We start from the raw sequence: 24,659 nt of genomic DNA, 5'->3' as shown, positions 1-24,659 counted from the left end.
GGAGGAGAAAGCGTTGCGCAGCTGGATGAAAATGCTCAAAGAACTTACCCTTCGCCCTAAGGTTCATCAGGTTAGAAAGTCTCCTGCCTATTCCTTTGATGAAGACCTTGCAAAGCCAATTTCGGGGCAAAAAGCAAAAGAAATCTTGTCTAAGAGCAGTGATATTGTTTTTCGGGAATTCTATCTTCAAGGAAAGGAATCTATTCCCTGCCTAATGGCAGGGGTTGATGGACTAGTTGATAAAAACCTTTTGGATCAATTTGTATTAAAGCCTCTTATGGTTGATTTGCTGGGGCGTCGGGAATTAGCTCAGCTGACGTTGTCTAATGTAGTTGACAGCACTATTCAATATCTTCTGCCCGGTCTTGAAATCAAAAAGATCTCGAAATTGAGTGACGCCATTAACGCAATTTTGTCCGGTGATGCGGTAATTTTTTTTGGTGAGTCCAAGGAAGCAATTGTTATCGGAGCTAGAGGGTGGGCTAATGCCGGGATTAACGAACCTGTAGCTGAGTCAGTAATTAAAGGCCCTCACGAGGGATTTACAGAAACACTAAGAATAAATACATCTCTGCTACGACGAAAAATCAAACATCCCTCCTTGAGGCTGATATCATTAAAGCTTGGTGAGTTAACTAATACTGATATAGTTGTCACCTATGTGGACAAGGTCGCTAGTCCTGATATTGTTTCCGAAGTATTGAGAAGGCTGAGCACCATTAAAATGGACGGGGTTTTAGAAAGCGGCTATATCGAAGAAATGATTGAGGACTTTCCCTATTCGCCTTTTCCTCAAATTGCTTATACAGAACGGCCCGATGTATTGGCAGGTAAGCTTTTGGAAGGAAAAGTGGGTATCATGGTTGATGGAACTCCAATAGTTTTAGTCGTTCCAGCCATTTTAACGCAATTTTTAAATGTTAATGAAGATTACTATCAACGCGCTATGACAGCAGTATTGTTTCGCTTCGTTCGCTATATTGGAGCCTTTATTGCTGTGACGGCTCCAAGTGTTTATATTGCAGTGACTACTTTTCATCAGGAAATTATTCCGACTGATCTTTTGATGAGCATTTCAGCAGGACGAGAAGGAGTGCCTTTTCCAGCTCTTTTAGAGGCTTTACTTATGACAATAGTCTTGGAGATCTTACAAGAGGCCGGACTGCGTTTGCCGAGACCGATTGGTCAAACTATTGGTATTGTCGGTGCTTTAATCATAGGAGATGCTGCAGTAAAGGCTAGCTTGGTAAGTCCGTTGATGGTTATTGTCATAGGAATAACTGCCGTATCGAGCTATGCTATCCCCTACTACGATTTGAGCTTGGCGGTACGGCTTACACGTTTTCCACTTATGATTTTAGCCGGAAGTCTTGGCTTTTTCGGTGTCGCTGTCGGGTTTTATGCAGGTTTAATTCACCTCTTAAGCCTTCGTTCTTTTGGGGTACCGTACATGAGCCCTATTGCCCCAATGCGCATTCGGTCTTTGTTACAGGATACATTTGTACGAGCTCCATGGTGGGCGATGAAACGAAGACCGCAGCTTTTGGAAATAGAGAACCCTCAATCAGGAGGGAAGGGAAAAGAATAACTATGGAAAGAATCTCTGCACATCAGTTCATGACCTTAGGGGGAGCTGTACTTATGGGCACGACATTTCTCCCGGTTGCGTCTATCGTCAGCAGTGCTGGCGGACGAGACGGCTGGATGATTGTTTTACCCGCCTTTGTCTTGGGGATACCTTATGGCTTAATGGTACTTTCATTACTGTCTCAATTTCCTAATAAAAATTTATTACAGGTTTCGGAGATAGTCTTTGGCAAAGGAATAGGAAAACTCATCGGTGTTCTTTATATTCTAATCACAGGTTATTTTGGCGGTTTGCTTCTGGGACAAGTAGGTGATATTTATGAACGTTCAATTATGCCCTTGACGCCCATAAGTCTGTTTTATTTAGGGACAATAATTCTTGTCTTTTATTTGTGTAAGTCCGGAATTGAAGTATTCGCCCGGTTCTCAGAAGTTATTTTTCCTTTGATTATCTTAGCATTAATCTTGAACTTAACGCTTTCAATCTCGCGAATTGAGCCGGGCGTGCTGCTGCCAATTCTCAGTGAAGGGGTAATGCCGCTTTTCTGGGGAGGTCTTAAAGTAGCCCCCTTCGCTATGGAATATATACTTTTCATGGCTGGGATTTTAGCATTCCTGCCTACTGATATGAAGGAGATTGGACAATTAAGGAGAGAAGTTTGGCGGGCAGTATTTTTGGTAGGGATCTTAGACATGTTTGTGGCATTCACGCAAATCCTTGTATTTGGGCCCTTCGAAACGACTCGGATTGTGTATGGTTTATTAGTTTTAGGGAAAATGGTAGAAGTAAGCCGCACAGTGGCAGGTGTTGAATCATTATTTTTGGGGGTTTGGCTTGGGGCCTTGGTCATAAAGATTAGCGCTTTTTTATTCACTGCAGTTTGGGGCCTGGAGACTGTAATGAACTTCAAAGGTCTAAAATGGCAAATTGCGGTTTGTGCGGTCTTTATGGGGATTGCTTTTGGTTATGTAAGGGGATCTGTATTGATTTCTGAAATATCGTTCGTTGATAACTATCTTATTTTGCCATTCACCACTATTTGGATACTAGGACTTTGGGGAACAGCGCGCTGGAAGAAGGGAAAAAACATCCGTGGAAACTAGAAGGCACCAAAAAGTTAATCGAATTACGGTCTTAATTTTATTAGCATGTCTTTTATTTTTACCGGGATGCTGGGGAAAACGAGAAGTTGAGGAATTGGCGCCTCTGATTGGCATAGGCGTTGATCTCGGCAAAAAACCGGGAACATTTCTGATAACCATGCAATTAGCCAAACCTAAACAAGGCGGAGGAGAATCTGCAGCTAAAATCGAAGATCGAACCTTTAGTGTGGAAGTTGCCAGCGCTCGCGAAGCAACAGAAATGGTGTATAAGATTTCCAGCCGTATACCCTTTATGGGCTCTTTAAAGGTCATAGTTATTGGCGAAGGCGCGGCCAAAGCCGGTTTTACCGATATCATTGATTTCGCTCAGCGATTTTCAGAGTTTCGGCGGACAATGTACCTTGTTTTGACAAAAGGAAAGGCTCAAACTCTTTTAAATATAAAATTGCGCGATGGAGAACTTCCGGCTATGAGCATTAAGAATCATATGGAACAAGGCAGTAATCTTTCTACCTTTCCTACCGTTCGTCTGGGACATTACTTAACAATTATTGGCACACAGAGTACGGCTCCAATTCTTCCCGTCGTTGAAACTATAAAGTCAGGAGAGGATGGCATTGAATATAATAACGCAAAGGAGGGAAAGGAACTGCATATACAAGGTTCAGGTGTTTTGCGCGGAGATCGCTTAGTGGATTACCTTACAGATAAGGAAACCAAAGGGTACATGTGGCTTGAAAACAATGTTCAAAATCGTTTGATAAATACAATGGATGATAAAGACAAGGTTAGCTTTGGCGGACAAGTTTTGAAATCTAAGACTAGATATAAATTATTCGATAATAACGGAGTAATCGGTCTTCAGTACCAGATTCAAGCAAGTATTTCCGTCGATGAAGTAATGGGTGTAAAGCAACAACTTTCGGAACCGGAATGGGTCGATCTTATGAATCAGGCTGAAACGAGTTATGCCAAAGTCATTCAAGAAGAATGTGAGCTGTCAATCAAAAAAGAGAGGGAATTGAGCCTTGATTTTTTAGGGGTTGGGCGGCTGATTGAAGAGAGAAACCCTTCGTATTGGAAGACCATAAAAGACCAATGGGAAGAGAAGATTGCGGATTTTCCTCTAAATCTGAATGTGCAGGTTTCTGTTCATCATTCAGGGATGTCAAGCAGCAGTTCTACGACTAACGATTAATTCAGTACGAGAAGGGGAAGAATAGGTGTAGGAGGAAGTACTAAGGGGGAACATAACTATGATAAAAGCAGATACTATTCAATTAAGGGGCCCAGGTGAGGGAACCGACTCGATAAAGGATCAGAAAACGGTTATCAATAAAGGGAAGGTCTATCCGGTTTGTTATCGCTGTGCTCAAGTTCCTAAAAATGGATTATATGACGGATTTAGAATAAGAGGAATGTTTTTCTGCTCTGATTGTCAACGGGAGTTGTACTCTGCCGACCAGGATACTCCAGAATATCGAGAATTCTTAGTTTTAATCCAAGGACTTTTATTTTAATACTTATTATCATAACCCGGGATTTTGATCCAAATCTCGGGTTATGAAATGTAGATGAAATATTGGCTTAGATGTGATAAAATAGTTTGAATATGATGTATTGATATAAAGCGTTATAAACCATTTAATGGAGGTTCATTGGTGGGTGATCTAGGAGAGGGATTGAGCCAATATCAGAAACAGGGGTTTTGCTCTTTCCATACTCCTGGCCATAAAGGGCAACAGGAGTTTTTTCATGACTTTGATTTCTGCGGATTTGATTTAACAGAACTTCCGGGACTCGATATGCTCCATTCACCGAAGGGAATTATAGATCAAGCACAGAAACGTTCGGCCGAAATATTTGGAGCGGATGAAACATTTTTTTTGGTCGGCGGGGGGACTGTCGGCAATCAGGCTATGTTTATGTCCCTTACGAATACGGTGAATCAGGTTATTATTGAAAGGAGTTCCCATCGCTCTGTAATGTCGGCTTTGGTTCTCAGCGGATTAAAACCGGACTATCTAAAACCTATTATTCATCCGGATTTTAACCTTCCCTTGGGTTTGGACTTACGCCCTGAGCGATTTCCTTGGTCAAATATCGCTGCCTGTCATGTTACTTATCCTAGTTATTATGGAACGTGTATAGAGCTGCGAGACCTTTTAAATAAAAGGACAAATTTAGCACCGGATGTGCCGGTGTTTGTCGATCAAGCGCACGGCTCTCATTTTATGGGATTCTTGTTTCCTGCGAGTGCCTTAACATTGGGTGCAGATCTTGTCTTACATAGTACTCATAAGACGCTTGCTGCTTTAACTCAGTCAGCTATGCTCCATGTTCAAGGCTCGAGAGTTTCCCGTATTCGATTAAGACAAAGCTTGGAACTGCTTCAATCATCAAGCCCCAGCTACCTATTGTTAGCATCTCTGGAACGAGCCGGGGAATATGCTCTGGATCTATGGCGGTGGGAGTACCTTAAAGAAGAAGTCGAAAATCTTCAGCAAAGGGTTGGGGAGAAATTCCGCATACTCTCTCAGAACGATGTTGGGACTTATGGTATAGATGCTTTGGATTGGTCAAAAATCTTGATTAATACGCGGCCGCTGGGATTGCCTGCTTCTCGCTGTGTTGAATTTTTGCGTGGGGAATTTGGCCTGGAACCTGAATTATGGGACGAAGAGAATATTTTGTTTTTGCTGGGAATCGGCAATACCCCTGAGGACATTCGGCGACTCACGAGGGGGTTAGAAAGATTGGCTGATTGTACTCAGCTATTGTCTTTAGGATCTGAACATTTTCGAAAAAACGCTAGAGATGACAGAAGCGACAGTTTTCTTTTACCTCCCCAGATTCTCACACCACGAGAGGCTTTTTTTGCTAAAAAAAGGAGAGTTCCTCTGAAAGAGAGTTTAGGCCATATTGTCGGGGAAACTATTTCTCCATATCCGCCGGGTATTCCAATCGTTGTCATGGGAGAACAAATGACCCCGGAAGTTCTCGAGACACTGCTTGTTGTTGAAGAAGGACGATGGCAAGGGTGGGAAGGCTGTGAAAGCCGAACAATTTGGATTGCGGAGGAGGAAAAAGGAATGTCATGAATCTAGCACAGGCTCTTTTAGAAAAGGCGGCTCGAGAAGAACAATTGGCACATCTTTTACTCTTCCATGGGGGAAGCGAATTACACCGGCGGGAAGAGGCTCTTCGGATCGCCCAGATATTAAATTGTTTTTCACCAAAATTAGAAAGACCGTGTCAAAATTGTATAGCCTGCCATAAAATATCCAGTTTTAACCATCCGGATGTACTGTGGCTGAAACCGCCTAAGACAACGATTGGAATCGAACAAGTTCTTGCCTGGCAAGAAAAGGTTTATTTAAAACATTACGAAGGAAACTATAAAATTTCTATAATCGAACAGGCAGACACGTTAACGCTGCCTGCGGCGAATGCACTTTTAAAAGTTATTGAAGAACCTCCGGAGCATTGTGTTATTATCCTTAGTGCCGGAAATGCGGAAGGAATATTGCCTACAATACAAAGTCGTGCTCAATTAATTTATTTTCCTGATCCTTCCGAAGACGAGTGGCTTAGGGAATTGGGTGCGGAAAATCAGCAGGAAGCCCGATTAGCTCTGGAGTTAAGCGGAGAAAACCAAACCCTGGCGACTGCAATAATGGAGCAGGGTGTTTCTTCTCTTCAAGATTGGGTTTATAGATTTTTTCAGGTTGTTAAGGATAAGGATTTTCTGGCGCTTTTTTCTCTTTTCCCCTTAGACAAAAACCAAGTAAGTATCTATCTGCAGGTTTTAGCCGTTAGGATACAGGAAGGCATCCGTAATGGCGCGAACCAACCTTTTGAACTTCTGGCAATTGGTAAAGCTAATGAAGCGTTAAGACAACAAGTAAATCCGAGATTGGTTATAGAAGTATTGGCTTTAGAACTATTTCAACAAGGAGGGGTTCTCTGTGATTGAGGTTGTCGGTGTTCGCTTTAAAAATGCGGGTAAAATATACTATTTCTCTCCGGGAGATCTTAAGCTTGAGGCCTCGGACCGGGTGATTGTTGAAACCGCAAGAGGTATTGAATTCGGTGAATTGGTGATCCCTCCTCGAATGGTAGCTGATGAGGAAGTGGTACTTCCTTTAAAGCAGGTTATTAGAAAGGCCACACCAGCTGATGAACAGTTTGTAGAGCAAAATAGAATAAAGGAAAAAGATGCTTTTCAAATTTGCTTAAAGAAAATATCCGAGCATCAGCTGCCGATGAAATTAGTTGACGTTGAGTATACTTTTGACGGAAATAAGATTATTTTTTCGTTTACAGCTGAAGGCAGAGTTGACTTTCGGGAATTAGTGAAAGATTTGGCGGCCATTTTCCGTACGCGTATTGAGTTAAGGCAAATAGGAGTTAGAGATGAAGCTAAGATGCTGGGAGGAGTCGGTTCCTGCGGCAGAATACTTTGCTGCACATCATTTTTGGGGGATTTTGAACCAGTTTCCATCCGTATGGCCAAGGACCAAAAATTATCTCTAAACCCAACAAAGATCTCTGGAATTTGCGGGCGGCTTATGTGTTGCCTGAAGTATGAAAATGGCTGTTATAGACCTAATGATAAGGAAATGTATGCCCAAGACTTAGAAGACATTAAGATGCTGGAAATTTTGGAGGAATCGAATCTTCTTGTCGATAACCCTGTCGCCAATGCTAGTAAAATGAATTGCAAACAGCGTTGTAATAGGAAAGGGGAAAAGCCCAAAGGAAAGAGTGATAAGGTATGAGTCAGTTAACTCAAGCCCTTACAGAAGTGGAAGAAAAACTGCGTTCCCTCCTGGAGGAAGTTAACCAATTGATACCTTACGTCAAGGCTTTAGAAGAAGAAAATATCAAACTAAAGCGTGAGTGTACTCTTCCGGAAAAGGAGACGGAGCGGGTTATTGCCAATGCCGAACATATCCAAGGTGTTGCCCATGATAACTTAGAGCGACTCTATCATGAAGGATTTCACGTTTGTCATCTTCATTTCGGGCAGCCTTTAGAAGGGGATTGTCTGTTTTGTATGGGCTTTTTACGGAAAGACTAGAATTAAAGGATATTTTAAGGTCGGGAGTCTTTAGACATGTTAGTTAAAGGTACATTATATGTATGTGGGACCCCAATTGGCAATTTGGCGGATATAACGCTGCGCGTCTTAGATACATTGCGGAATGTTGATTTAATAGCCGCTGAAGATACTCGTCACTCACGTAAGCTTTTACAGCACTATCAAATAAGTACCCATTTGACAAGTTATCATGAGCACAACGAGAAGAAGAAATCGTTAGAACTCGTAGAACGACTTAAAGCAGGCCAAACAGTCGCTCTTATTAGTGATGCGGGATTACCTGGAATTTCTGATCCGGGAGGTGAGGTTGTTCGGCTGTGTCTTGAAGAAAATATTCCGGTGGATGTTCTGCCTGGACCGAATGCGGCTCTGACGGCTTTGATTTTATCGGGTATGCCGGCCGAACATTTTACGTTTTATGGTTTTTTACCAACTTCAGCAGGAGAGAGAAAACGTAGTTTAGAAGGCTTGGCAAATCGTCAAGAAACTTTGATCTTTTATGAGGCTCCCCATCGATTATTAAGCACCTTACAAGGATTGTCGGAATCCTTCGGTGACCGTGAAGCTGCAGTTGTTCGTGAGTTAACAAAAGTGCATCAGCAAGTTCATAAGAATTATCTTTCTAAGCTAAGAGAAGAGTTTGAAAAGACCTCTCCGCGGGGAGAATGCTGCATAGTCATTGCTCCATTTGTGCCAGAAAAATTAGCAGGCGGGCCTCAAGACTGGTGTATTGAAGTCAATGAGGGAATACAGCGGGGGTTAACCAAAAAAGAAGCCATGAAAGAAGTAGCTAAGCGTTATGGAGTGAAAAAGTCGGAGGTATATCAAGCCTTAATCGAAGAATTAAAGTAGAATAAAAAGAAGGCCGATCCGGCCTTCAAGGAGAGTTTTTTAATATCTCTATACACAAACTTCTATCTATGTAAAACTGTTAAGCTTAGACAGCTTTAGAACCGGTATCTACGTTGCCAAGGATAGCTTCTCCCATTGCAACAGCACATTCACGGCAAACATTTTTACCATGGAAAAGTTGATTGTCACTGGCATTACCACAAAATACACAAGCCGGCTCATACTTTTTAAGAATAATTCTTTCTTGGTCCACATAAATTTCCAGAGCGTCTTTTTCGTCAATTCCCAAAGTACGGCGAAGTTCGATAGGTAAAACAATGCGGCCAAGTTCATCAACTTTTCTCACGATTCCTGTTGATTTCATCATCTTCACTCACTCCCTTTACTACAACTTTCGACAGAAAACTACAACCTTATGATACCAATGGTTCCAATTAAAGTCAACCATTTTTAAACATGATTAGGAATTAAATTTCTTAAATAAAAAATAGCATTACATATTAATTTTTTATTATGGATATACTTGACAAATATGAGTTAATGTGTCGATAATTCATAGATTGAGAGGAGATCTAACGTGAACTATTACATTACAACCCCAATTTTTTATCCTAATTCGAGTCCCCATATTGGTACTGCCTATACTACGGTTGCTGCAGATGCCTTGGCTCGTTATCATAGAATGCTGGGAGATCAGGTTTATTTTTTAACGGGTACCGATGAAAATGCGCAAAAGATTGTTCGTACTGCGGAAGCCCATCATCTTGAACCGCAAACTTATGTAGATGGTGTTGTAGAGCGCTTCAAAGAGTTGTGGAAATCATTGGATATTTCCAATAACGATTTTATTCGGACGACAGAGGAACGTCACGGAAAAGTGGTTCAACAAATTTTTGCCAAATTATATGAACAAGGTGATATTTACAAATCAGAGTATTCAGGCTGGTATTGTACACCTTGTGAAACATTCTGGACTGAAAGTAAGCTGATTGATGGAAAATGTCCCAACCCAGATTGCTTGCGCAGTGTAGAATTGTTAAAAGAAGAGAGCTATTTTTTCCGTTTATCAAAATATCAAAATGCACTCCTTCAATACATTGAAGAACATCCTGATTTTATTCAACCCCTTTCCCGGCGCAATGAAATGATTCGTTTTATTGAAAGCGGCTTAGAAGATCTTTGTGTTTCCAGAACGACGTTTAAGTGGGGAATTAAGGTGCCTTTCGATCCCAAGCATGTGGTTTATGTTTGGCTTGACGCCTTAATCAACTATATTTCTGCTTTAGGTTACCCAGACGGAGAAAATTATAAAAAGTACTGGCCGGCTAACGTTCAAATCATGGGGAAAGATATCGTTCGCTTCCATGCGATTATTTGGCCTATTATTTTGATGGCTCTTGACCTCCCTCTTCCGCGTCTTGTTTATGGGCATGGGTGGTATTTGTCGAAAGATGGGGGAAAAATCTCGAAATCACGTGGGAATGTTCAAGATTCCTTTGAACTAATTAAAAGGTATGGTTCAGATGCTATCCGTTATTTTCTGTTGCGTGAAATGCAGGTTGGAACTGATGGAACATACTCTGAGGATAATTTAGTGGAACGAATTAATAGTGATTTGGCTAATGATTTCGGTAATTTTGTTTCTCGAAGTTTGGCTATGGTCGTTAAGTATCGAGGAGGAGTTGTTCCTCGACCAGTTCAAGATGGTCCTTTAGAGATGGAATTGAAAACCTTAAGTTCGGAAGTTAAAAAGGGCGTAGACGAAAGCCTTGGACGTTGTGACCTGGCAAGTGCTCTGGAACAAATTTGGCGTTTTATAGCCCGCTGCAATAAGTACGTTGATGAAACTGCTCCTTGGTCCTTAGCGAAGCAGGAGGATCAACAGGAGCGTCTTGATACTGTTCTTTATACTTTTGTAGAATCTATTCGAATTATGGCGATTTTGACCGCTCCCTTTATGCCGGGAATTACTCCTCGAATATGTTCACTCCTTAGCAGCGATGAGCAGCTTATTCGCTGGGAAGAGGCGGATCAATGGGGAATCATAAATCCGGGTGTCAGCGTCCAAAAGGGTGAACAACTCTTTCCGCGGATTGATATTTCTCAATACGCTGAAGAGGTGGCGAAACCAGTGGAATCTGAACCTAAGCAAGAAACTAAACAGGTGGAACTTGAACCAATGAAGGAAGAAATTAGTATTGAGGATTTTGCAAAACTTGATTTAAGGGTTGGAAAAGTTCTGAGTGCCGAGAAGGTTGCCAAGACGGATAAACTCCTGAAATTAGAAATCGAAATCTCTGGACAAGTGCGTACGGTTGTTTCCGGTATTGCTCAACATTATGCTCCGGAAGACTTGATTAATAAATCTGTAGTAGTTGTTGCCAATCTAAAGCCGGCAAAGTTAAGAGGAATAACGTCTCAGGGTATGATTTTGGCAGCATCACAGGGAGACGTTCTTGAAGTACTTACGCTTGACAAAGAACTTCCTGGCGGAGCACAAGTGAAATGATTTGGGATACGCATGCGCATCTTGATGACGAGGTATATGAAGAAGATTTTCAAGATGTCTTAGAAAGAATTAAGTCTTCAGGAATTTCTCGAGTTACGAATGTTGGCTATGACCTTCCTTCTTCAAAAAGGTCAGTTCAGCTTGCCCAGAATTACGATTTCATCTATGCAGCAATCGGTATCCATCCTCACAATGCAGAAGAGTTTAGTGATGACGTTATGGCTCAACTGCAAGCTTTGGCTCAACAGCCCAAGGTTCTGGCCTGGGGGGAAATTGGCCTTGATTATTATCGGGATTTATCTCCACGAGCTATTCAACAAGAGGTTTTTGTTCAACAGATTGACTTGGCCAACAAAGTTGGCCTGCCGATTGTAATTCATGACCGGGACGCCCATCAGGATGTTTTAGAAATTGTCAAAGCCCACCCGCCGAAACATGGAGGGGTCTTCCACTGTTATTCAGGTTCCTGGGAAATGGCGAAAGTTCTTTTAAAGCTTGGGTTCTATCTTTCTTTTGCCGGCCCTTTAACGTTTAAAAATGCCCGCCATACTGTTGAGGTGGCCAGAAATGCCCCCATTGACCGTATTCTTGCGGAGACAGATTCTCCCTATTTAACCCCGGAACCGCGGCGAGGCAAACGCAATGAACCTGCTTATGTAAGGGAAGTAGTCAGGAAACTCGCTGAAATCAAAGAACTGAGCATTGAAGAAATGGCTCTTCAGACGATGCATAATGCAGAAACAATATTTAAGCTTGTTTAAAGCTGATTAAAAAGGACCTTCGGGAGAAGGTTCTTTTTTTTGAAGTTGCTTCATACCTTCTGATTAAGGAGGGATAGGATGTATTCGCTACCGATCACCACGTATTCCGATTATTGGCGGGCAACCAAGACTTGGAGTTCGTATCTGGGCGGTTTAGCAGTGTTTGCAGCTGGTACAAGATATTCAGCACTGAAAGCTCCAGATATATCTCAGACCATGTCTGTTCCTTATCAACAAGTAAAACAACCACAGACGATTCAAAAACCAAAACTTGAGATAGGCCTTTTAGACTCACGCAGGAAATTACTACGTGTCGGAAATATTAGTCGCGGAGCTCCTGTCTTAGGCGGCAGTAATTTAAAATCGCGTATTTCAGAGCCAAGCAGCCTGGAAGTTGTAAATGATGCAGGTAAACTTGACACAGCTGAAACGCTAAATCAGGTTAAGGATTCAAATCAGAACAATTTTGGGGAAACGTCGCAAAAGGAACATTTAAGTGAAGATAAGTCTATCAAGGGTTCAGGAAGCATGATGACGAGCGATATTCAAGTTGTAGACAAAGAAATTGCCTATGATACGCAGGTTATAGAATCGGATCAGCTTCTTCCCGGAATGAGCAAGGTTCAGGAAGAAGGGGAAACTGGTGTTTTGAGACAGGTGGTTAAGACCTATAAGGTAGATGGACAACCATTGAATCAACAAATACAACTTTCCTTTGAATTAAAAAGGCCTAAGAAAAAAGTTGTAATTCAAAACTCAAAGCCGGTTGTCGGAGAACACTTTGACATTGACAAACTGAATATTAGTAAAACGTTAACAATGGAGTCAACGGCTTATACTTATACAGGCAACAAAACGGCAACGGGACTAACGCCAAGACAAGGCATTATAGCCGTAGACCCCAGAGTCATCGCTATGGGAAGTAAAGTATATGTAGAAGGGTATGGGTATGCTATAGCAGCTGATACGGGCGGAGATATCAAAGGTAACAGGATTGATCTGTTTTTTACAAACCTTAGACAATGCTTGGATTGGGGAAGAAAGCCTGTACGCATACACATTCTAAAACCCATATAATGGAAAAAAGTTTTTGACAACCAACTACTTATCAATTAAAATGAGGTTGGTTGATTGCTATGGGTTTTGGAGGGATTCAATGTTTCAGAATTCTCGAACTACGGTTTTGGCGTTAGTTCGCAGAGGTCGCTTAGGTAAAGCTGCAGTTGCCCTCGTGATTTTTTCACTGCTTGCCTGCGGAATTCTGGCCTTCAATATGAAAACAATTACGATTGAAGTTGATGACAAAGAGATACCTGTGACAACGATTTTTAATACTGTCGGGCAAGCCCTTGCGTATTCCAACTTAGAGTTTAACCCTGAGGATGTAGTGGATCCTCCTCGAAATTCAAGAATTACCAAAGGTATGAGGGTCGTTGTTACAAGAAGCATACCGATTCACCTTACTGTAGACAAACAGACTCTGTCAGTGAGGACTACAGCTAAGACGGTTGGTGAAGCAATTAATGATTTGTCAGAACGCTATGGCCTTCAAATTAAAGACGTCGATGAAGTTAATGAACCACGTTCTGAAGATCTTAAAGAGCAAATGGATATTAAAGTGCGAAGGTCTGTTCCGGTTGTTGTGCAAGCGGATGGAAAGATAATCCATACTTTTTTAGCGCCCCGCACAGTAGCTGAGGCCTTAAAGAAGTTGAATATTGTTTTGGGAGCAAAGGATAAGGTTTCTCTGGCGCTTAACCATATATTGACGGCTAATGAAAAGGTTAAGGTAGTGAGAGTGGCCGAAAAGGTGGAAACTGAGAAAAGTGAGATTCCTTATCAGATGGTAACTCAGCCTGGGGATTATCCTGTTGGATTACCTGATAAAGTTCTTAGCCGTGGTTCTAATGGTATTCAGGAACAGACTATACGTTTAACCCTCGAAGATGGAAAAGAAGTCGATCGGCAAATTCTTGAGCAGCGTGTGGTTGCCGCTCCGATCAATGAACTCGTTTCTCGGGGAGCACAAACATCTGTTTCTCGCGGCGGGCAGACAATTAATTTTAAAAAGGCCTATATCATGAGAGCAACGGCTTACTGTATTCCCGGCGGTATAACGAAAACTGGAGCGCCGGTTCAATGGGGAGTAGTTGCTGTTGATCCGAGGGTTATTCCTTTAGGCTCGAAGGTTTATGTAGATGGTTATGGGAGCGGACGTGCTTTGGATACAGGAGGCCTGATACAAGGCAATCGAGTTGACCTATATATGGATTCTCAAGCGGCTGCAATGTCTTGGGGCGTACGTTATGTATTAGTTTACCTTCAGTAATTATGGTGACATTCTCTTGTTGAAGTGGAAATGTTTTCAAAAGGCTCCTGAAAAGTTTATTCAGGGGCTTTTCCTATGATCATCAAACATCTATGCCCCGGGCAGCTCCACCGGATATCTTCGTGCTAAACCTTCGGATAATACCTAAGGTGAGAAGTTATAACTTTTAACTTAGGGTCATAGTCTTTAGGGTAACCTAAGAAACGGGGGAATTTGAATGCGTCTGCTTTTGGGAGTACCGGGAAAGAAAATGGCAATTGGTTTTGTTCTTGGGGTTATGAGTTTGTTGATTTTTTCAGTACTTTGGCAGGGCTCCACAGCAGTCGTTAGTCATTTCGAAGCACATTATACGGTAATGCTCGATCCCGGGCATGGTGGGTACGATCCGGGAGCAATTTCATCTCAGGGAGTTTATGAAAAATCGATCAACCTGCAAATTGCTCAAAAAGTTAAGGAAATGCTTAGACCCTCCGGTATTGAGGTTTTTTTAACGAGAGAGGAAGATATTGACTATGTGCCTGCCGGAGTTAAAGGAAAAATTACGAAAAAGCAAATTGATCTGAACCGCCGCATAGCAATGGCCAGTCGAGCAAAAGCCGATGTGTTTGTCAGCCTTCATGTCAATGCTACACCTCAGGGACGGAATTCCGGAGCTGAGACATTTTATCATTATAAATCAAAATCAGGCAAAGAATTAGCTGAATTAATCCAACAAGAACTGATAAAAATACCAGCAATGAATCGAAGAATTGCCAAACCGGGAGATTTTTATATCATCAATAATACAAGTATGCCGGCAGTTATTGTTGAAGTAGGGTATTTATCCAGTGCTAAGGAACAAAAAAAGCTTCAACAATCATGGTATCAAGAACAATTATCCAGAGCAATTGCTAAAGGGATTGCCCGCTATTTTGAAATACCATAATTAATAACTATAGGATAAATTATACTCTTAGAACTATCATACATAACGTTGTTTGAAGCGGGGAGAATAAAGTCAGTAACCGAATCTATTCGAAGGAGTTGAAGCGCAGCATGAAACGGTTTCTGACTTTTATGATGAGCAGTACCCTGATTTTGGGACTTGCCTTAACAGGATGTTCGAATGTACCGACTCCTAACACGCCATCAAATCAACAACAGCAAACTTCAAAGAGTACACAACCCCCGAAAGCTGAGGCTGGAGCCACTCGGGATTCTGTTTTGGGATCAGACAAACGAGTTGTTATGGGATTTTACACAGACCCAGAAGGGCCGACTCCCGGTTCAAAAGCATCTATGACCAAGAATGGAAAGATGCTTGATGAAGTTGCCTTTTTCTGGTATTCCTTTGATGGCTCAGGAAAAGTGATTCCAGCAGGAAACGTTGATATGAGCGCCAAAAATACGGCGAAAAAAAATGGTTCGAAAGTCTATGCCTTGGTTCATAACATGAATATGAGCGGAAGTGTAGGGTTTGATGCCAATTTAGCGCATCGTGTTTTAGCAAATGCCGGAGCACGTTCCAATTTCGTTACAAATTTGGTAAATCTCGCAATGAAAGATAACTGGGATGGAATTTCTGTTGATATTGAGAAAACACCACCTGCCGACCGCAACAATTTTTCGGCCTTTGTGGCGCAATTAGGCAAAGCATTGAAAGCCAAGGATAAAGTCCTCAATATCTCTATTCCTGCAAAGTTTGTGGATTATCCCTCTGATTTGTGGTCCGGTGCTTATGATTACGCGGCAATTGGTAAAGCAGCCGATCAAGTTGTTCTTATGACCTATGATGAACATGGTATGGGAACAACGCAAGGACCTATTGCTTCACAGGGTTGGGTTGATCGTGTCATTACCTTTGCAGTTGGCAAGATCCCCAGCAATAAGATCGTAATGGGACTTCCCGTATATGCTTATGACTGGGGTTCAAATAAGCCGTTAATGCCGGATTATTTATCCTATGCTCAAGCTGTTGCCCGAGCCAAAAAACATGGCGTTCAAATTTTAACAGATCCCAGTGCCAAAGTTCCACAGTTTACCTATACGGCAAATGGAGTCCGACACGAAGTATTTTTTGAAAATGCAGCAAGTTTAAAAACAAAAATGAAGTATACATTACAACACAAGCTGCATGGTGTCGCTATTTGGCGTCTTGGAATGGAGGATCCCTCAATTTGGAATTCAGTGTCGAGTACCTTTGGTACAAATAAAACAACAGCTAAGTAGTGAGTGAACTCGTACTTTTTAAGAGGGGGATTAACCCCCCTTTTTTTACGTCAGTTTAACTCTAAAATTTGAGTCTTAGCCGAATCTCGGGTAAGATAAAAGGAGTTGGAAACGGAGGGAATATTGTTGTGATCAAGGAACTTATAGTGGTAGAAGGGAAAAATGACGCCCATGCAGTTCGCCTAGCCCTGGGAAATGTTGATATTCTTTGGACTGAAGGCTTCGGACTAACAAAGGAAAAACTAGAATATATTGCTGAAATGGCAGTTCGCCAAGGTGTCATTGTTTTTACAGACCCGGATACCGTTGGAGAGCAGATTCGAAAGCGTATAGGTAACTATGTTCCTCAGGCTAAGCATGCTTATCTTAGTAAAAAGGCTGCGACGAAACGGGGAGACATTGGGGTGGAGAATGCCAATCCGGAAGAAATTCGCCGTGCTTTCGCTCATATTCAACAGGAGCAAGGGAGTTCAGTTGAGACATTTACTATGGACGATTTATGGTCGGCAGGGCTTGCGGGTTCGAGCCGGGCAAGTGATTTTCGCTTGGCCTTAGGGAGACGATTAGGGATAGGTGACAGTAATGCTAAACAATTTCTTCACCGCTTGAACCGGTTTGGGATATCTCGAGAATTATTTTTTAAAGCAGTTGAGGAGGCTAGGCATGGAGAGTACTGCTGAATATGTCAGACGCCTCATCCGAAGTGGTTCACGTGCTTATAAATCACTGGGACAAGTTTTTCTGGTCAGCGATCAGGCAATTGAGGGGATTGTTGAAGCAAGCACTTTTAGACCGGATGTGCCCCTGGTGGAAATTGGCCCTGGTCTGGGCGTCTTAACACGAGCTTTGGCCCCCAAGGTCGAAAAGATGTGGGCTGTTGAATTAGACTCCCAGAAAATTGATACTTTGAAGAAAGAGCTGCAGGGACTTCCCATCGAATATGTACATATGGATGCACTTGAACTTAATTTAAAAGAACTTTGGGGAGATCAAAAGGGATATTTGGTCGGCAATTTGCCCTATTATATTACAAGTCCTCTCATCATGCATTTTTTAGATCAAGGAGACATTTTGAGCGGGATGACAATCATGGTTCAAAAAGAGGTAGCAGACAGGATAGCTGCCCGTCCGGGGAGTAGAACTTATGGGGTTTTATCCATAGCTGTTCAAGTTTCGGCCCAGGTTACAAAAGTAATGGATGTCATGCCCAGGGATTTTTGGCCGGCCCCGAAAGTAACTTCTTCTGTGTTACGATTAGATCTTCGCCCTTATCCAGGTCTCGAAGTCGATAAAACAAAGTTTTTTCGAGTTGTAAAAGCTGCTTTCAGCCAGCGTCGTAAAACCCTGGGAAACTCTCTTTCTGCAGGTTTAGCCCTGGATAAGGAAGTTGTTGTTAAAGAATTGAACATGGCTGGAATCTCAGATGGACGACGGGCAGAGTCATTAAGCATTGAGGAATTTCAGATTGTAACGAAGTTATTTTACTCATAGGTAACTACAGAAGTAGAAAGAAGAAGTGAGAGTCTTACGAATTGGATAAGTTAGAGAAATATCTTATAAAAGGAAGCCTTATTGTATTCATAAGGCTTCCTTTTTTATACAATAACATTTTAGCTAATGTCTATCTTTTCAGGAGCAAGCATAAAATTGGAGAAATTTCCGAATTCTATGGAAGCGTATTTTTTGTTTCAATATAAGGATTGAATTAAAGGAGGATAGGTTTGAGTAAAGAAAGTAACCATCGGTTAATGAAGTGGTCAAATATTATTGCCACACTGGCAACAACTGTATTGGCAATAACTGCTTTAATTACTGTTTATTTGACGGTTGCCGCCTGGAAAGTACAGCAAGAAACAGCGCGGCCATATTTTGTTTTGAAAGAATCACCTCAAGTGGTTTTAGGGAATGAGCTGAGTTTAGAATTAAAATTCAATAATGTTGGAGTTCATCCGGCAGTAAATTTATCAAGTGAAACCATTGTTTTTGCTGAAACTTTAGCGGGAGAACCGATTCATCATGACGAATCAGCCATTGTCAACGAAATTCCCAAAGATGCTCTGTCAAGTCTGGTAATGATACTTCCAAGCGAGAAGCCTAATTATCAGCAAAGTGATATCAAGCCTCATTATGTTGTTGTTGACTTACAATATGGAGATCCAATTTTAAATAAATCATATAACCAAACTATTTATATGAAATGGAATGGCATTGAAAAAGGCAAAGTTCAGCCAACGGTTCACGTTCGAATCGATGAAAAGACGAAAATATTACAATACTTTCAGAAACACGGGATAGACCTCAAAGAGAGGAGTTGATAATTGAACTGCAAGCTAAGACAGGGGTTCTGGGAAGAATAACATGTTGTTCGTAAAATATGTCCCGAGATTTTAACGATTGTTCCCAAGTTTGGAGCAGATCAAAACGTCTTTCCGGGTGATAACCAAGTAACTGATGCTTGCCGAGTGAACGAGTTGAAGGAAGATTTTGGCTCAGAGCCAGTCCCATAAGGCAATCGCCAATAATGGTTTCGGCAATTAAGCGGGCATGGCCCCGATGTTTTCTGGGAGAGTGAAGTCTTTGATGGGGAATGGATGTTGCTACTTTTATCACGAGATCCAATCTTTTGGCCCAAAATAAGGTGAGAGGCGGAATCGCAATAGCCTCAGAAGGGATAGTTAACAAAGCTCGCTTGGAAAGGGCATGGGGTCCGTGTGTTGGGGTAGATAGGCCAAGACTTTTAAATAAATCGAGTTCGCGATTGAGTTTGGCACGAAATTTCAGAACAAGATTGGCCAGCTTTTGGCGGTTGGTTATATAGGGATAACAATTTGTTAGAGCGACATCAACTCCAGAGTTCACTGTTGTGATGAGAGAAAGCAGGTTTTGATAGATATCCCCGGACATATCGCCGTCGATAAAAAGGGTTCCATCTACGTCTAAAGAGCGAGCATAAAGGGACCCTACCGCTCGTGGTATATCAATGCCTAAAGGGTCAGAAAAGAACAATATATGGATACGGGAATCAGGAATGGAACGAGCAAGTTCTAAAGTCTGATCTGTGCAGCCATTGAGAACTAAAATAATATAATCTACGGGAAGACGCAAAACCGTTGTTAAAACTGCCAAAATGCTCTTCTCCTCATTTTTAGCGGGTATGATCGCTGAGAACATCCTTGCTCCTCCTTTGGGATTTACTAGTTATAGTATATGTCGTTTGCTGGTATGCGACATAAGATATAGCGAAAAGGGGAAGGAGGGAAGTCCATGTTTCGAGTCGGGGATATCGTAGCGAGACGTTCTCATCAGCAGGATATTTATTTTCACATCGTCAATGTTATTGATGGTAATCCTGAAGAGCGTTCGGCGATCATCAAAGGGCTTAATTTAAGACTATTAGCTGATGCTCCGTTTTCGGATCTTGTGTTTAAAAGTCCAGTCGAAGTGATGAACTATGAACGAGAAGATAATAAAATGATCTATCAAAAGTTACACAAGCTTACAAGTCAGAGAAAGGCAGTACAGGACGACTTAAAGGAATATTTTGAAATCCCCGGCCGGGTTCTGCAGTTAGATGGGGATCAAGAGTATTTAAATCAATGTATAAGGACCTATCGTCAAATGGGAATTGAAGCCAAGGGGATTTGTAAAAGTGAGGTAGAACAACCAAAAGTAATTCGTAAAATTTTGCAAGAAAATCCAACGGATATTTTAGTGTTAACTGGGCATGATGGATTTCTGCGAGGGAAGAAGGATTTTCATAGTCTAGACAGTTATCGGAGTTCGAGGTATTTTGTCGAGTCAGTTTTAGAGGCCCGCCGCTTTCAGCCTAATCGAGATGGCCTGGTTATTTTTGCCGGGGCCTGTCAATCTAACTATGAGGCTATTCTGGAAGCGGGAGCAAATTTCGCTTCATCACCGAAGAGGATGTTGATTCATGCGTTTGATCCGGTGTTTATAGTCGAAAGAATCGCGTTTACTCCCATGGATCAAATTGTCTCAGTCAAAGACATTTTAATGCATACAATCACAGGAACGGACGGGGTTGGCGGGATCGAGACACGGGGGCAAATGCGGCGAGGTTATCCAAGAAGCCCTTATTGATGTGTTAGAGAGCGGTTGTGTTTAACAGACCGCTCTCGTTTCTCTTAATCTCATTTTTATCCACTTGTATCAATGGATGGTTCCTTGCTACCTACGATTGAATTTTAACAGGTGTACCTATTTCTACATGTTGGTAAACAAATTCCGCGTCCTGGTTATACATGCGGATACAGCCTTTCGATACAGCTTGACCAATACTAGCTGGGTTATTTGTGCCGTGAATTCCATATTGAGGAAGAGAAAGGCCCATCCAGCGGCTGCCAAAAACTCCTCCGGGATACATAGCTTTGGCTGCGATGTAGAAGAAACCATGGGGCGTGGGAGTTTCGTTTTTGCCAACGGCAATTGGAAAACGATATATTAGGCGGTTGTCTTCGTAAAGCTCAAGTTGGCGGCGTTGAGTATGAACAACAAGAGAAGAACTGGACATTAATCTTATGCCTCCTTTCTTCACTAAAGGGTATAGTTCATGGTATGTAACGGATTCTTGAATGTTCGTTGCATAATACCCCTTCTTTAGGCGGAAAATAAAAGGGACTGGAGGGATTTTTTTGACAGAACATGTGGAAGGAAGGCTGCTCATCATTGGCGGCGCTGAAGATAAAAAGAATGAATGTAAAATTCTCAAACGCTTTGTTCAAGAAGCAGGGGGAAAGGAGAGCCGGATTACGGTTTTGACAGCCGCAACAGAATTACCTTTGCAAGTGGGAAATGAGTATCATTCCTTATTTCTTGAATTAGGGGCGCGAGAGGTACAGGTTCTCGATGTTTCTGACCGTATACAGGCCAACAGGAGAGGGATTGGCAAGGAGTTTGAAAACTCAACAGGGGTTTTCTTTACCGGCGGAGATCAATTAAGAATTACCGGTTTGTTGGGCGGAACTATCTTGGGAAGTACACTCCAACAATTATATGAACGTGGAGTTATTATTGCAGGGACCAGCGCAGGGGCTTCTGTGATGTCGGATACGATGATTGTAGGCGGCGAAGCAGGGACTGCTAAAAAAGATTCTTTAACCATGGCGCCGGGACTCGGCCTTTTGCGTTCTGTAGTTATTGATCAGCATTTTGCTCAACGGGGACGGATAGGGCGTCTTTTATCAGCAATATCTCACAACCCTTATGTTCTTGGAGTTGGCATCGATGAAGATACGGCAATTTTAGTTCAAGATGATGCAAGGTTTACTGTAGTGGGCAGTAATACAGTAACGGTGGCAGATGCATCTTCCTCCACGACCACTAATGTTTCTGAAACAAGTCCGGGGCAGTCTTTAGTGTTAAGTCCGATTTTGCTGCATGTTCTATCCGATGGTTATGGCTTTGACCTTAAACGAAGGGAATCCTTACTATAAAGGACTGATTTAGAGGGAGGAATACCAAACGGAAAAAAGGTTAAAACTATTGTAGTATGATCCATGCTATTGAAGGGAGAAAAACAACATAATGGAGATAAGAGAAATCCAAGCGATCGAAGGGGCTAATGTTTATTGCCATCGGCCAATTATTCGAGCGATTGTGGATCTCCAAGAATGGACGGAACGCTTCAGTAATGAGTTAGGAGATTTTTCTTCTCGTCTTATCCAAACGTTGCCATCATTAGATGAGCACTATTGTTCCAAAGGGAAACCGGGAGGTTTTTTAGAGCGTTTGCATGAAGGCACTTTAATAGGACATGTGATTGAGCACGTAACTATTGAATTGCTGACCCAGGCGGGGCAGACGGTTAAATACGGCAAAACAATGGCTATCCTTGAAGAACCGGGCTGTTATGAAATTATCTTTAACTATGAAGCAAAAGAGGGGGCAATTGAAGCGTTTCGCCAAGGATTTGCTTTAGTTAAGGCTCTTTTGAAGAATGGAAACTATAACGTTTCAGAGGCAATTCGGAGAATCAAAAATGTAACGAATGATTATAAACTTGGAGTTTCAACGCAAATGATTGTTGATGCCTGCCAAGAACGGGGTATCCCTGTATGCCGGTTAAATGGCGGCAGCTTGCTCCAATTAGGTTATGGCCGCAATCAACGACGGATTCAGGCGACCGTTACCGGAGAAACTTCAAGTATTGGGGTAGATATTGCCTGTGATAAAGAATTAACGAAGAAGATCCTTAGTGAAGGAGGGATTCCGGTTCCCTGGGGAGTCATCGTTAACACGGAAGAAGATGCTGTAGAGGCCTTTCTTGAAATGAATACCACCGTAGTGATTAAACCTTTGCGAGGTAATCAGGGAAAGGGGGTTACTTTACAGCTCTCAGGTGCCGGTGAAGTTAAATCTGCTTTTAAGGTTGCTCAAACTTATGGAGAATGGGCCATCGTTGAAGAATACATTTCCGGACAGCATTATCGCCTGGTCGTTGTGGGAGGGCGTTTGATAGCGGCAGCCCAAAGAATTCCGGCACATGTGGTAGGCGATGGGGTATCAACTATTGCAGAATTAGTAGACAAGATTAACAAGGATCCACAGCGCGGGGATGATCATGAGAAAGCTTTAACGAAAATTAAGATTGATCCAGTGGTGCTTCTGACACTTTCCCAAAAACGAATGACTACTTCCACCGTTCCATCCTTAGGAGAGATTGTTTATTTGCGGGATAGTGCCAATCTGAGTACCGGAGGTATCGCGCTGGATGTGACGGATCAGGTCCATCCTGATAATGTCGAATTAGCCGTATATGCTGCTCGATTAATTGGGTTAGATGTCGCAGGAGTAGACATAGTTATCGAAGATATTGCAGAGTCCTATCGAAACAATAATGGGCATATTATTGAAGTTAACGCGGCCCCAGGTATTCGCATGCACCATTTTCCAAGCATTGGTCAATCTCGGGACGTTGGCAAGGCTATTCTTGATCATGTCATGCCAACAGGAAACGGGAGAATTCCCATAATCGCCATTACAGGTACCAATGGGAAAACCACAACAACTCGGATGATCAGTAAAATGCTGAGTGATCAACAGCTTCAGGTAGGTATGACCTCAACTGATGGTATTTATTTTAACCAGAAATTATGGCTCAAAGGAGATATGACAGGACCGGAAAGTGCCAAAATTGTCTTAAGGCATCCGGATGTCCAGGTGGCAGTTCTTGAAACCGCACGGGGAGGGATGCTGCGAGCAGGTTTAGGTTACGACTATGCTGATGTCGCGGTCATCACCAATGTTTCAATAGATCATCTCGGTCAGTATGGAATCGAAACCCTTGAGGATATTGCCCATGTCAAGAGCCTTGTCGCGGAGATTGTTAAACCTCATAGTTATGTTGTATTAAATGCTGATGACCCCCAGGTTGTTGCTATGGCTAAACGCACACAGGGACGAGTTATTTTATTCAGTACAGAGAAGGATAATATTCATGTTCGAAAACACCTGGGTATAGGCGGAACAGCTGTCTTCGTCATACGCGGAATGATTGTACTTTGTCAGGGCTCAGAAAGTTCTCGAATCTGTTCAGTAAAACAGCTTCCGGTTACATGGGACGGAAAGGCAAAACATAACCTCCAAAACGCGTTAGCGGCTGTTGCTGCAGGGTGGGCTTTAGGGTTAAGCGCTGTAACGATACGAAATTCTTTGAAAACTTTCTCTTCAGACGTAAATTGTAACCGGGGACGTTTAAATCTTTATGAATTAAATGGGGTTCAAGTTGTTGTTGATTATGGACATAATGCTGCTGGAATTCGGGAAGTATGTAAGACCTTAAAACAACTTAGCTGTAAAACCTTAGCAGGGTGCATTACCGTCCCGGGTGATCGTCCCGATGAGCTGGTGCGCGAAGTTGGCAGGGTTGCCGCTCAAGGTTTTAACCGGCTTGTGATTCGTGAGGATACAGATTTACGGGGACGAAAACCCGGAGAAATTGCTAATATCCTTTATGATGAAGCGGTCCGTTCCGGAATGGATAAAAATAAGATTATAATAGTTCTTTCCGAAATAGAAGCCTTTAAGCAAGGTCTCGATAGTTGTAAATCCGGAGATACCTTTGTCATGTTTTATGAACACCTCGAACCGATTGAAGAAGAAATTCAGCGGAGATTGGAGCTGCAAACCGAAAGTAAAAAATCTATCCCCCATGAATTGGCGGTCGGAGGTTAATAGTAATTTAGT

General features: G+C 42.3%; 24 protein-coding genes. 21 read left to right on the top strand and 3 right to left on the bottom strand.

The window, feature by feature from the left end:
* Positions 1-13: 13 nt before the first annotated feature.
* From B5771_RS17200 to rsmI, 9 genes are all read left to right on the top strand, one after another.
* Positions 14-1,588, top strand: a complete 1,575-nt coding sequence (locus B5771_RS17200) for a spore germination protein (protein WP_088188648.1) — start codon at positions 14-16, stop codon at positions 1,586-1,588.
* 2 nt (positions 1,589-1,590) lie between these two features.
* Positions 1,591-2,691, top strand: coding sequence for a GerAB/ArcD/ProY family transporter (locus B5771_RS17195; protein ID WP_088188647.1), 1,101 nt, complete (start codon positions 1,591-1,593; stop codon positions 2,689-2,691).
* Positions 2,681-3,889, top strand: a complete 1,209-nt coding sequence (locus B5771_RS17190) for a Ger(x)C family spore germination protein (RefSeq protein ID WP_172408305.1) — start codon at positions 2,681-2,683, stop codon at positions 3,887-3,889. The genes B5771_RS17195 and B5771_RS17190 overlap by 11 nt, the downstream gene beginning before the upstream one ends.
* A 58-nt stretch (positions 3,890-3,947) precedes the next feature.
* Positions 3,948-4,211: a sigma factor G inhibitor Gin gene (locus B5771_RS17185; RefSeq protein ID WP_088188646.1), complete on the top strand. Its 264-nt coding sequence runs from the start codon at positions 3,948-3,950 to the stop codon at positions 4,209-4,211.
* Positions 4,212-4,352: 141 nt separating this feature from the next.
* Entirely contained in the window at positions 4,353-5,792 is a 1,440-nt protein-coding gene (locus tag B5771_RS17180; protein ID WP_088188645.1) for an amino acid decarboxylase, read from the top strand.
* Positions 5,789-6,667, top strand: a complete 879-nt coding sequence (locus B5771_RS17175; protein ID WP_088188644.1) for a DNA polymerase III subunit delta' — start codon at positions 5,789-5,791, stop codon at positions 6,665-6,667. Before B5771_RS17180 ends, B5771_RS17175 begins: the two co-directional genes overlap by 4 nt.
* Entirely contained in the window at positions 6,660-7,472 is an 813-nt protein-coding gene (locus B5771_RS17170; RefSeq protein ID WP_088188643.1) for a stage 0 sporulation family protein, read from the top strand. Before B5771_RS17175 ends, B5771_RS17170 begins: the two co-directional genes overlap by 8 nt.
* Positions 7,469-7,774, top strand: a complete 306-nt coding sequence (locus tag B5771_RS17165; RefSeq protein ID WP_047808991.1) for an initiation control protein YabA — start codon at positions 7,469-7,471, stop codon at positions 7,772-7,774. The genes B5771_RS17170 and B5771_RS17165 overlap by 4 nt, the downstream gene beginning before the upstream one ends.
* 36 nt (positions 7,775-7,810) lie before the next feature.
* Positions 7,811-8,647 (top strand): 16S rRNA (cytidine(1402)-2'-O)-methyltransferase, encoded by an 837-nt coding sequence (gene rsmI / locus B5771_RS17160; RefSeq protein WP_088188642.1) that lies wholly within the window; start codon positions 7,811-7,813, stop codon positions 8,645-8,647.
* An 85-nt stretch (positions 8,648-8,732) separates the two neighbouring features.
* Here the strand turns inward: rsmI and B5771_RS17155 are convergent, their stop codons facing one another.
* Complete coding sequence (locus B5771_RS17155) at positions 8,733-9,011, bottom strand: AbrB/MazE/SpoVT family DNA-binding domain-containing protein (protein ID WP_041276183.1); 279 nt, start codon at positions 9,009-9,011, stop codon at positions 8,733-8,735.
* A gap of 213 nt (positions 9,012-9,224) precedes the next feature.
* Here B5771_RS17155 and metG point away from each other — a divergent pair, with 213 nt between their 5' ends.
* The 9 genes from metG (at position 9,225) to B5771_RS17110 (ending at position 18,769) form a co-directional block, all read left to right on the top strand.
* On the top strand, positions 9,225-11,156 hold the full coding sequence (gene metG / locus B5771_RS17150) for a methionine--tRNA ligase (protein ID WP_088188641.1): 1,932 nt from the start codon (positions 9,225-9,227) through the stop codon (positions 11,154-11,156).
* A complete protein-coding gene (locus B5771_RS17145; RefSeq protein WP_088188640.1) occupies positions 11,153-11,917 on the top strand; it encodes a TatD family hydrolase in 765 nt (254 codons plus the stop codon). The genes metG and B5771_RS17145 overlap by 4 nt, the downstream gene beginning before the upstream one ends.
* 78 nt (positions 11,918-11,995) lie before the next feature.
* On the top strand, positions 11,996-12,994 hold the full coding sequence (locus tag B5771_RS17140) for a 3D domain-containing protein (protein WP_242966872.1): 999 nt from the start codon (positions 11,996-11,998) through the stop codon (positions 12,992-12,994).
* A 79-nt stretch (positions 12,995-13,073) separates the two neighbouring features.
* Positions 13,074-14,246 (top strand): 3D domain-containing protein, encoded by a 1,173-nt coding sequence (locus B5771_RS17135; protein ID WP_088188639.1) that lies wholly within the window; start codon positions 13,074-13,076, stop codon positions 14,244-14,246.
* 217 nt (positions 14,247-14,463) lie between these two features.
* Positions 14,464-15,171, top strand: a complete 708-nt coding sequence (locus tag B5771_RS17130; protein ID WP_088188638.1) for an N-acetylmuramoyl-L-alanine amidase — start codon at positions 14,464-14,466, stop codon at positions 15,169-15,171.
* Positions 15,172-15,281: 110 nt separating this feature from the next.
* Positions 15,282-16,454, top strand: coding sequence for a glycosyl hydrolase family 18 protein (locus tag B5771_RS17125; protein ID WP_088188637.1), 1,173 nt, complete (start codon positions 15,282-15,284; stop codon positions 16,452-16,454).
* Between the two features lie 128 nt (positions 16,455-16,582).
* Positions 16,583-17,134 (top strand): ribonuclease M5, encoded by a 552-nt coding sequence (gene rnmV / locus B5771_RS17120; RefSeq protein ID WP_088188636.1) that lies wholly within the window; start codon positions 16,583-16,585, stop codon positions 17,132-17,134.
* Positions 17,118-17,945, top strand: coding sequence for a 16S rRNA (adenine(1518)-N(6)/adenine(1519)-N(6))-dimethyltransferase RsmA (gene rsmA / locus B5771_RS17115; protein ID WP_088188635.1), 828 nt, complete (start codon positions 17,118-17,120; stop codon positions 17,943-17,945). The genes rnmV and rsmA overlap by 17 nt, the downstream gene beginning before the upstream one ends.
* A gap of 257 nt (positions 17,946-18,202) precedes the next feature.
* Positions 18,203-18,769 carry a hypothetical protein gene (locus B5771_RS17110; protein ID WP_088188983.1) on the top strand — a complete coding sequence of 189 codons (567 nt, stop codon included), beginning with the start codon at positions 18,203-18,205 and terminating at the stop codon, positions 18,767-18,769.
* On the opposite strand, the gene B5771_RS17105 is transcribed toward B5771_RS17110, so the two are convergent.
* Positions 18,753-19,625 carry a glycosyltransferase gene (locus B5771_RS17105; RefSeq protein WP_088188634.1) on the bottom strand — a complete coding sequence of 291 codons (873 nt, stop codon included), beginning with the start codon at positions 19,623-19,625 and terminating at the stop codon, positions 18,753-18,755. The two genes, B5771_RS17110 and B5771_RS17105, sit on opposite strands and share 17 nt — an antisense overlap.
* Positions 19,626-19,718: 93 nt before the next feature.
* Here B5771_RS17105 and yabG point away from each other — a divergent pair, with 93 nt between their 5' ends.
* Positions 19,719-20,555: a sporulation peptidase YabG gene (gene yabG / locus B5771_RS17100; RefSeq protein WP_088188633.1), complete on the top strand. Its 837-nt coding sequence runs from the start codon at positions 19,719-19,721 to the stop codon at positions 20,553-20,555.
* 91 nt (positions 20,556-20,646) lie between these two features.
* Here the strand turns inward: yabG and B5771_RS17095 are convergent, their stop codons facing one another.
* Entirely contained in the window at positions 20,647-20,985 is a 339-nt protein-coding gene (locus B5771_RS17095) for a L,D-transpeptidase (RefSeq protein ID WP_088188632.1), read from the bottom strand.
* Between the two features lie 121 nt (positions 20,986-21,106).
* Here B5771_RS17095 and B5771_RS17090 point away from each other — a divergent pair, with 121 nt between their 5' ends.
* Together B5771_RS17090 and cphA are read left to right on the top strand one after the other, a co-directional pair.
* Complete coding sequence (locus tag B5771_RS17090) at positions 21,107-21,907, top strand: cyanophycinase (RefSeq protein ID WP_047809003.1); 801 nt, start codon at positions 21,107-21,109, stop codon at positions 21,905-21,907.
* A gap of 91 nt (positions 21,908-21,998) precedes the next feature.
* Positions 21,999-24,647, top strand: a complete 2,649-nt coding sequence (gene cphA / locus B5771_RS17085) for a cyanophycin synthetase (protein ID WP_088188631.1) — start codon at positions 21,999-22,001, stop codon at positions 24,645-24,647.
* Positions 24,648-24,659 lie beyond the last annotated feature (12 nt).

The sequence above is a fragment of the Desulfosporosinus sp. FKA genome (assembly GCF_002196785.1).
In the GTDB taxonomy this organism is placed as follows: domain Bacteria; phylum Bacillota; class Desulfitobacteriia; order Desulfitobacteriales; family Desulfitobacteriaceae; genus Desulfosporosinus; species Desulfosporosinus acididurans.
The sequence above is the reverse complement of the archived record's forward strand: the minus strand, read 5'-3'. Positions and strand labels throughout refer to the sequence as shown.

What these genes read in the sequence shown, in the direction of transcription:
- B5771_RS17195 (WP_088188647.1), top strand. Translation starts at nt 1,591, where the DNA reads ATGGAAAGAATCTCTGCACATCAGTTCATGACCTTAGGGGGAGCTGTA.
- B5771_RS17185 (WP_088188646.1), top strand. Translation starts at nt 3,948, where the DNA reads ATGATAAAAGCAGATACTATTCAATTAAGGGGCCCAGGTGAGGGAACC.
- B5771_RS17175 (WP_088188644.1), top strand. Translation starts at nt 5,789, where the DNA reads ATGAATCTAGCACAGGCTCTTTTAGAAAAGGCGGCTCGAGAAGAACAA.
- B5771_RS17165 (WP_047808991.1), top strand. Translation starts at nt 7,469, where the DNA reads ATGAGTCAGTTAACTCAAGCCCTTACAGAAGTGGAAGAAAAACTGCGT.
- rsmI (WP_088188642.1), top strand. Translation starts at nt 7,811, where the DNA reads ATGTTAGTTAAAGGTACATTATATGTATGTGGGACCCCAATTGGCAAT.
- B5771_RS17155 (WP_041276183.1), bottom strand. Translation starts at nt 9,011, where the DNA reads ATGAAATCAACAGGAATCGTGAGAAAAGTTGATGAACTTGGCCGCATT.
- B5771_RS17145 (WP_088188640.1), top strand. Translation starts at nt 11,153, where the DNA reads ATGATTTGGGATACGCATGCGCATCTTGATGACGAGGTATATGAAGAA.
- B5771_RS17140 (WP_242966872.1), top strand. Translation starts at nt 11,996, where the DNA reads ATGTATTCGCTACCGATCACCACGTATTCCGATTATTGGCGGGCAACC.
- B5771_RS17135 (WP_088188639.1), top strand. Translation starts at nt 13,074, where the DNA reads ATGTTTCAGAATTCTCGAACTACGGTTTTGGCGTTAGTTCGCAGAGGT.
- B5771_RS17130 (WP_088188638.1), top strand. Translation starts at nt 14,464, where the DNA reads ATGCGTCTGCTTTTGGGAGTACCGGGAAAGAAAATGGCAATTGGTTTT.
- B5771_RS17125 (WP_088188637.1), top strand. Translation starts at nt 15,282, where the DNA reads ATGAAACGGTTTCTGACTTTTATGATGAGCAGTACCCTGATTTTGGGA.
- rsmA (WP_088188635.1), top strand. Translation starts at nt 17,118, where the DNA reads ATGGAGAGTACTGCTGAATATGTCAGACGCCTCATCCGAAGTGGTTCA.
- B5771_RS17110 (WP_088188983.1), top strand. Translation starts at nt 18,203, where the DNA reads ATGAAGTGGTCAAATATTATTGCCACACTGGCAACAACTGTATTGGCA.
- B5771_RS17105 (WP_088188634.1), bottom strand. Translation starts at nt 19,625, where the DNA reads ATGTTCTCAGCGATCATACCCGCTAAAAATGAGGAGAAGAGCATTTTG.
- yabG (WP_088188633.1), top strand. Translation starts at nt 19,719, where the DNA reads ATGTTTCGAGTCGGGGATATCGTAGCGAGACGTTCTCATCAGCAGGAT.
- B5771_RS17095 (WP_088188632.1), bottom strand. Translation starts at nt 20,985, where the DNA reads ATGTCCAGTTCTTCTCTTGTTGTTCATACTCAACGCCGCCAACTTGAG.
- cphA (WP_088188631.1), top strand. Translation starts at nt 21,999, where the DNA reads ATGGAGATAAGAGAAATCCAAGCGATCGAAGGGGCTAATGTTTATTGC.